At 67.5% G+C, this 6,299-nt stretch carries 8 protein-coding genes; 2 read left to right on the top strand and 6 right to left on the bottom strand.

All coding sequences use genetic code 11. From position 1 onward, the window contains the following. Both FJ386_10375 and FJ386_10370 read right to left on the bottom strand, forming a co-directional pair. A partial coding sequence (locus FJ386_10375) for a hypothetical protein (GenBank protein MBM3877112.1) occupies positions 1-1,478 on the bottom strand: 1,478 nt, incomplete at its 3' end. Next, positions 1,475-2,116, bottom strand: a complete 642-nt coding sequence (locus FJ386_10370) for a porin (protein MBM3877111.1) — start codon at positions 2,114-2,116, stop codon at positions 1,475-1,477. The genes FJ386_10375 and FJ386_10370, both read right to left, overlap by 4 nt. Here FJ386_10370 and FJ386_10365 point away from each other — a divergent pair. After that, positions 2,115-2,846 (top strand): hypothetical protein, encoded by a 732-nt coding sequence (locus FJ386_10365; GenBank protein ID MBM3877110.1) that lies wholly within the window; start codon positions 2,115-2,117, stop codon positions 2,844-2,846. The two genes, FJ386_10370 and FJ386_10365, sit on opposite strands and share 2 nt — an antisense overlap. Next, on the top strand, positions 2,846-3,652 hold the full coding sequence (fdhD, locus tag FJ386_10360; protein MBM3877109.1) for a formate dehydrogenase accessory sulfurtransferase FdhD: 807 nt from the start codon (positions 2,846-2,848) through the stop codon (positions 3,650-3,652). Before FJ386_10365 ends, fdhD begins: the two co-directional genes overlap by 1 nt. A 9-nt stretch (positions 3,653-3,661) precedes the next feature. Here the strand turns inward: fdhD and FJ386_10355 are convergent, their stop codons facing one another. The 4 genes from FJ386_10355 to FJ386_10340 are packed head-to-tail and all read right to left on the bottom strand — an operon-like array spanning position 3,662 to position 6,266. Further along, positions 3,662-4,045, bottom strand: coding sequence for a hypothetical protein (locus tag FJ386_10355; protein ID MBM3877108.1), 384 nt, complete (start codon positions 4,043-4,045; stop codon positions 3,662-3,664). Next, on the bottom strand, positions 4,042-5,103 hold the full coding sequence (locus FJ386_10350; protein ID MBM3877107.1) for a hypothetical protein: 1,062 nt from the start codon (positions 5,101-5,103) through the stop codon (positions 4,042-4,044). Before FJ386_10350 ends, FJ386_10355 begins: the two co-directional genes overlap by 4 nt. Before the next feature lie 51 nt (positions 5,104-5,154). Next, positions 5,155-5,586, bottom strand: coding sequence for a DUF2752 domain-containing protein (locus tag FJ386_10345; protein MBM3877106.1), 432 nt, complete (start codon positions 5,584-5,586; stop codon positions 5,155-5,157). Next, the gene (locus FJ386_10340) at positions 5,583-6,266 is read right to left on the bottom strand and encodes a DUF4339 domain-containing protein (GenBank protein ID MBM3877105.1); all 684 of its coding nucleotides are present in this window, start codon (positions 6,264-6,266) and stop codon (positions 5,583-5,585) included. Before FJ386_10340 ends, FJ386_10345 begins: the two co-directional genes overlap by 4 nt. Between the last annotated feature and the right edge of the window lie 33 nt (positions 6,267-6,299).

Here is a 6,299-nt window from a genome sequence, read left to right as displayed (position 1 = left end):
CGGCACGGGAAACATTTGCCGCAGCTTTCGTGGGCGAAGAATTCCATCGCGTCGTGCGCGGCGGCGACCATGCCGCGACTGTCGTCGAACACGATGATGCCGCCCGCACCGAGGAACGAGCCTTTGCCGCGGATGCCCGGCTCATCGAGCGTGCAATCGAGCGCGTCGCCGGCGAGAAAGCCGCCGCTCAGGCCGGCCATCGTCACGGCTTGAATGGTGCGTCCGGCGGGCGGACCGCCGGCCCAATCGTGAAGCAGCGTTTTCAACGGCAGGCCGATGGGCACTTCGTAGTTGCCGGGGCGCTGGATGTCGCCGGAGAGGCTGATGAGCTTGGTGCCCGCGTGGCCGTTGCGGCCGAGTCCGCGATACCACGCGGCGCCTTTGCGCACGATGGGCGGCACGGACGCGAGCGTCTCGACGTTGTTGACGGCGGTGGGGAGGTTCTCGAAGCCGTGCGTGACGGGGAACGGCGGCTTGTTGCGCGGGAAGGGATGTTTGCCTTCGAGGCTGTTGAGCAAGGAACCTTCTTCGCCGCAGATGTAAGCGCCCGCGCCGCGCCGCAGATGAATTTTGAAAGTGAAGTTGCTGCCGGGGATTTTTTCTCCGAGCAGACCGGCCTTCTCAGCCTCGGCAAGGGCGCGCTCCAGGATGCGGAATGTCGCCGGATATTCGTAGCGCAGGTAGATGAAGCCGCGCGGCGCGCCGGTGGCGAAGCCCGCGAGCGCCATGCCTTCGAGCACGGCGTGCGGGTCGTAGTCCATGATCGCGCGGTCCTTGAAGCAGCCCGGCTCGCCCTCGTCGGCGTTGCACACAATGCTCTTGGGCTGGCCGGGCGCGTCGGCGACGGCCTTCCACTTCACGCCCGTCGGGAAACCCGCGCCACCGCGTCCGGCGAGCTTGCTCTCGGTGACGACGGCGAGCAGTTGCGCGGGCGGCATTTCGCGCACGGCCTTGGCGAGCGCTTCGTAGCCGCCGGTGCGCCGATAGCCGTCGAGCGTCGCGCGGCCCGGCTCCCGGATTTTTTCAAAGATGCACTCCTCGCAACCGCCCGGGTTCGGCGCGGGCAAGGGCGTGGGCTTCGCGGCAAGGCTCGCAGCAGACAAGCCGACCAGTTGGTCGTGACCGCGCAGCACGGGAACGGGTTCGTCGCACCGGCCGGCGCACGGCATCGCAGCCGCGCCTTGGGACTTCAACGCTTCGAGCAACTCGCGACCGCCCCGCAGGCAGCAGACGTTGCCGGTGCAGACGCGAGGCTTGTTCAAGCCGCCGGGTTCGCGTGAGAAGTGATGATAGAACGTGACCGTGCCGAAGAGGTCGGCGAGCGGAATCTTCAGCGCCCCGGACACGGCGCGAAGTGCTTCCTCGGACAGGTAGCCGTCGCGGTCGTGGAAGGCGTGGAGGACCGCAAGCAATGGCGCGGGTTCGTGGCGCCAGCGGGCGAGGATTTCGGAGTTCGAGGGTGCCGCGGCGCCGGTCACTTGTCCTCCGGATTGATGAACTTGAACACGCAGGCTGCAGCCGCGCCGCCGGCGAAGTCGGCGACGAGGTGAATCCAGACCTTGGAGGACTCGATGAGGCCCATGACGGTCGCGCCGACGGCCACCGCCGGGTTGAACGCGCCGCCCGAGATGTTGCCGACGGCGAACGCGCCGGTCATCACGGTCATGCCGATGGCGAGGCCGTAGAAGGAGTTGCCGGACGTGCCCTTCGCTGTGGCGACGTTGAGCACGACGTAGGCGAGCGCAAAGGTGAAGAGGAATTCCGCGAGGAAGGCCGGGCCAGCTTTGGGATTCACCGCCTTGCTGGCCGTCTCCAATTCCTCCGCGAGCGCGCCCGCGGTGAGAAACTTCACCGCCGCAGCCGCCGCGCAAGCCGCCACGACCTGGGCTACCATGTAAGGAATGACGTCTTTGGTGTCGCACCGGCCGCGCAGCCAGACGGCCAGCGTGACGGCCGGGTTATAGTGCGCACCGGAGACGTGGCCGCCGGCGAAGATCATGACCATGAGCGCGGCGCCGATGGCGAGCGGCGGCATCGACGCGCCGCCGATGACGCTGCACCCGATGGTCAGCACGAGGAAAAAGGTCCCGATGAATTCCGTGAGGTATTTGTTCATGGTGGTTGGGTTGTTGACGAAGCTACCGTCCATTGTGGCGAGAGGCATTGAAACTTCAAGAGCGGACGCGGTTTTGCTGGCGAACCTGAAGGCAGCGCGGCAGGCTTGCGGCGTGAGCCTCGAAGTGCTGTTTCCAACCTTCATCCACGTCGCACCGCTCGCGCGCTCGGGCTTGGCGCGGCTCAATGCAGCCCTGCTCAAGGAATGCCGGCAACTCCGCGGGTTCGACCGCGAGGGCGCGCGCTGGTCCAGGCAGAATTATCCCGGCGGCTACACGAGCTACGGTTCGATGGACAAGCTGCACAAGTTTTCATCCACGTTCGGCGAGCTGGAGCGGCGCATTGACCGGCACGTGCGGGCGTTCGCGCGCGCGCTGGACTTCGACCTCACGGGCCGAAAGCTCGTGATGACCGACTGCTGGGTGAACATCATGCCGCGCCAGACGGCGCACAGCCTGCATCTGCATCCGCTCTCGACGATCAGCGGCACCTGGTACGTGCGCGTGCCGCGCGGCTCGCCGGGGCTGCGCTTCGAGGACCCGCGGTTGAGCCGCTTCATGGCCGCGCCGCCGCGCCAGGCGGACTGCCGTCGCGAGAACCTGCCGCACGTCGTCATCCCGGCCAAGGCGGGCAACGTCATCCTGTTCGAGAGCTGGCTGCGCCACGAGGTTCCCGCCAATCCCGTGAACGGCGAGCGCGTGAGCGTGAGCTTCAACTACAACTGGTTTTGATGAGACGGCCCGGCGAAGCCAAGGCGCGCGTGACGCGCATGAAGTCCGGCGGCGCGCCGGAGCGCCGCGCCGATTCGCTGGCGGTCGAGGAGCCGCTGGAAATCCGCGTGGACACGCGGCCGGTGAGCGTGACGATGCGCACGCCGGGCCACGATGACGAACTGGCCGCGGGCTTCCTCCTCACCGAGGGGCTGCTGTCGAGGCGCTCCGACCTCGCGCGCATCGAACCGTATGGCCGGAACGAATCGGGCAACGTGCTCAACGTGTTCCTCGCGCCGGACGTGTCCGTGGACTTCGCGCAACTCACGCGGCACGTGTTCGCGTCGAGCAGTTGCGGCTTGTGCGGCAAGGCGACCATCGAGGCGGTGCGGCAGCGCTTCAAGCCGGTGCGGTCGCGCGTGAAGGTGCGGCTCGGCACGGTGCTCGGGCTGCCCGCGACGATGCGCGCGCAGCAAGACACCTTCGCGAAGACCGGCGGGTTGCACGCGGCGGCCGTGTTCGACGCGGAAGGGAATCTCGTCGTGTTGCGCGAGGACGTGGGGCGTCACAACGCGGTGGACAAGGCGCTCGGGTCCGGCTTCCTCAACGGCCTGCTGCCATTCGACCGCCACGTGCTGATGGTGAGCGGGCGCGCGTCGTTCGAGATTTTGCAGAAGGCGCTGGCGGCGCGCGTGCCGATCATCGCGGCGGTTTCCGCGCCGTCGAGCCTTGCGGTGGAGTTCGCGCGCGCAAACGGGCAGACGCTGGTGGGTTTCGTGCGCGGAGAGACGCTCAACTGCTACACGCACGCGGCGCGGATCGGGTGAGCGGGCGCGTCACTTGCCGGCGAGCTTGGCCTGTCGGCGAGTGGGATCGATGACATAGCGCTTGCCCGGCGGGGGCACGGGAGGTTTGTCGAGGAACTTGCCGCGGACCAATTCGCTGATGTCCTTTGGCACAGTGCCATTGGCCGAGAAGTAGTCGCCGATGGCGATGTTGAGTGCCTCGATGCCGGGATCGTTTCGCGGACCATCATCGGGCGCGGGCGCGGGCGCGGGCGCGGCGGGCGTGGCGGCGGCTGGGGCGGGCGCGGGCGCCGCCGGGGTGCGGGGCGAAACCTGCGGCGCGACCACGGCCGGCGGGGCGGGCTTGTCGTTGCAACCGGCGTGGAGCATCAGCCCGGCAGCCGCGAGCCCGGCGATCGGGCCGTGAAGCTTCATGGCTGTTTGCCGCCGAAGCTGCGGAACATTTTCGCGCCGACCTTCATCATGTTCATCTGCATCTCGCGCTGGTTTTTCTGGTGCTCGGCGAAGGGCACGAGCTGCTCGGCGGTGAGGATCTGGCGGGCGCGAAGGAGCGTGAGCTGGTCGAGTTGCTCCTGTTCCTGCGCGAAGGTGGCGAGCCGCTCGTCGGTGAGCAACTCGCCGAAATTCTGCGGCGGCTGCCGCTGGATATCATAGAAGTCGGTGGTGAACTTGAAGCGCTGGCGCTCATCGTAGAGCGCCTGCGTGAGTTGCTGTTCCTGCGCGGGGCTCATCGCGGCGGTCGAGGGGAGCTGCTGCTTGAAACCGTTCATCGCCAGCCGCTCGATCTGGCTCTTCTCGAAGAATTCAAGCCGCTGGTATTCCTGATCGCCGAGGAGCTGGCGAATCTGCGCGTTGTAGGCGTCGGTTTGCTCCTTCATTTGGTCGGTGAGTTCCTTTCGCTTCTCGGGCGTCATGTCCGGCATCAGGAAGTTCAAGCCCATCTCGGACGCGACGCCGAGCTTGGCCTTGAGCAATTCCTTGAGTTTTTCGGACTGCTCGGGCGGGAGGTTCATCTGCTTGAGAAGCGGCCCGTAGGTCATGTCCATGGCCGGCCCGCGGGAGGCCTTCTGCTGGCTGCGGATCATGTCGCGCATCTCGGGGTCGTTGAGCATCTCGCCGAGGAGCGCGAGCCCTTTCTTCTTCGCGGAATCCTGCGGTGGTGTGGCCGACGGCGGCGCGGACGGCGCGGACGGCGCGGACGGCGCGGACGGCGCGGACGTGGAGGGGCTTCGGTCGGTTTGACCGCCGCGGATGGTGCTGTTGGCGGCCTCGATCTCGGCGCGCGCGAGGCGGGAGGAGAGTTCCTTCAGGCCCTTCTCGATGTCAGCCGCGCGCTGGGCGGCATCCTTCACGTCCTTCTCGGCCCGCTCGGCGATGGCCTGGGAACGGGCGGACTGCTGAAGTTCGCGAACGTAAAGCCCACCGAAGAGGACCGTGGTGGCGAGAAAGATGACCAGTATCGTTGCTTTCATGATTTTTGAGCTGCCGAATTGGAGCGCAGCGTAGCAGCGGCGCGGTCTGGTTCAAGGTAAAAGTGGCCAGACATTTCGCAGCAAGCCGAAGACGAGCACCGCGCCGACGAACACCAGCACGCCCGCAGTGCGGTCGAACGGGCCGCGCCAATTCCGCCCGCGGTGCCGCGCCGCCTCCGCCGCGAGCCACCATGCGATCACCGGCGCGACGAGGAAGAGCAGCGGGTTCAGCGCGAACGCCGCGCGGATGTTCCCGTGCAGGAGCTGGTGCGTCGCCCGCAAGCCGCCGCAGCCGGGACAATCGAGCCCCGTGAGTTTCTTCAGCGTGCATTGCGGATACAGGCTGTGCTTCGCGGGATCGTAGAAGAACAGCATCGTCACGGCGAACGCGAGCGCGAGCGCCACCACGAGCGCGGCGAAGCGCGGCGCGCGGCTTCCGAAGCCCGGCGCACGAATGACGGGCGGGACAGGATCGGCGTTCACGGCGCAAATGCAGCCCGCACGCCGGGGCGTGTCAAGACGATCATCCCCCACAGGCCGCTGAGCACGCCGAGGCAGCAGCAGCAACCGGTGCACGGCACCACCAGCGCGATCGCGCCCGTGAGGCACCAACCCCACCGCCGGAGCTGCAGCATGTTGGCCGCCGCGAAGACCGAGAGTCCATACAGCGCGATGTTCACCACCAGGAACGGAATCTGAATCAGCATCCCCAACGCCGCGCCGCGGCCGAACCACGGCGGGTGCTCGAACGGCATCAGGTTGAACACCGAAACGTTCACGATCCCCAAAAGCTCCAGCGCGAGCCCGCACGCGGCGACGATCATCATGAAGACTGCCGGCGCCCGCAGTTGCTCGATCGCCGCGGCGCGCGCGCCGGGAGCAACGGCCAATTGAGGCTGTGGAGAAGGCCGTGGCGAAGGCTGGTCGGGAGTTGGGGCGGGCTGTGGAAGGTGCGGTGGTTGCGCCGCGGCGGGTTTCGCGCCGTATCGGGCCTCAAGCGGGGCGGCAAACTCCGGGACGTCGCCGAGCGGCTTCCACGCGTCCGCGCCGGCGGCGCGCACGCGCGTGAGCGCATTCGCGCGCCCCTCGGCGATCCACTGAGCGAGAACCTCCGGCGCGACAGGCCCGTATTCCTGTCCGTCGGCTCCGATAATGCTGAACATGGCGGGTGGCGGTTCGCGCGGGCGTAACTCAGT

The organism is Verrucomicrobiota bacterium, from assembly GCA_016871675.1.
In the GTDB taxonomy this organism is placed as follows: Bacteria; Verrucomicrobiota; Verrucomicrobiia; order Limisphaerales; family VHCN01; genus VHCN01.
The sequence above is the reverse complement of the archived record's forward strand: the minus strand, read 5'-3'. Positions and strand labels throughout refer to the sequence as shown.

Bases quoted from the DNA above. Each gene is read 5' to 3' on its own strand.
- FJ386_10365 (MBM3877110.1), top strand. From the start codon at position 2,115: ATGGTGGTTGGGTTGTTGACGAAGCTACCGTCCATTGTGGCGAGAGGC.
- FJ386_10370 (MBM3877111.1), bottom strand. From the start codon at position 2,116: ATGAACAAATACCTCACGGAATTCATCGGGACCTTTTTCCTCGTGCTG.
- fdhD (MBM3877109.1), top strand. From the start codon at position 2,846: ATGAGACGGCCCGGCGAAGCCAAGGCGCGCGTGACGCGCATGAAGTCC.
- FJ386_10355 (MBM3877108.1), bottom strand. From the start codon at position 4,045: ATGAAGCTTCACGGCCCGATCGCCGGGCTCGCGGCTGCCGGGCTGATG.
- FJ386_10350 (MBM3877107.1), bottom strand. From the start codon at position 5,103: ATGAAAGCAACGATACTGGTCATCTTTCTCGCCACCACGGTCCTCTTC.
- FJ386_10340 (MBM3877105.1), bottom strand. From the start codon at position 6,266: ATGTTCAGCATTATCGGAGCCGACGGACAGGAATACGGGCCTGTCGCG.